General features: G+C 45.4%; 1 protein-coding gene. It reads left to right on the top strand.

Annotation, left to right across the window (positions count from 1 at the left end; all coding sequences use genetic code 11):
• Positions 1–12 precede the first annotated feature (12 nt).
• Positions 13–560 (top strand): helix-turn-helix domain-containing protein (locus FC20_RS09675; RefSeq protein WP_156402980.1); only part of this gene is annotated, 548 nt, incomplete at its 3' end.

The following is a 560-nucleotide window of genomic DNA, read 5'->3' as shown; positions in this document are numbered from 1 at the left end:
AAAGAGGTCAAAATGGATCATTCAAATTCTAACACAGATTCTCGACAAAAGGGCAGACATTTTACTATCAAGGATCGTTGTCTGATCGAGGCGTACCACAATCAAAAATACTCCAACAGAGCTATTGCCAGAAGGTTAAACTGCTCTCCCAGCTCTATTGGTTATGAGCTGAAACGAGGCTCTAAAATCACTCCTAATAGCCACAGGAAGCGTTATATCGCCGAGGTTGGACAGGATGCTTATGACAATAATCGCAAGCACTGCGGGCGCAAGATTGAGTTCTTTAAGCACCGCCGCTTCATGGAGTATGTGGTCAAGCATTTCCACCAAAATGACTGGTCTTTAGACGCTTGTGTCGGGCGTGCATTAGTAGTAGATGGCTTCTCCAAGGATGAGGTCGTCTCTACCAAAACGCTGTACAAGTACGTTGATCAAAGGCTTCTGGGTATCATCAATCTCGATTTGCCCATGAAGACTACTCGGAGCACTAAGCAGCACAGAGTACGCCAAAATCTGCGTAAACTAGGCTGTAGTATCGATGAACGAGACCCGAAGATTGA

It is taken from the genome of Lactobacillus equicursoris DSM 19284 = JCM 14600 = CIP 110162 (genome assembly GCF_001434815.1).
Classification (GTDB): Bacteria; Bacillota; Bacilli; order Lactobacillales; family Lactobacillaceae; genus Lactobacillus; species Lactobacillus equicursoris.
This window is presented reverse-complemented; position numbering and strand designations above follow the sequence as displayed.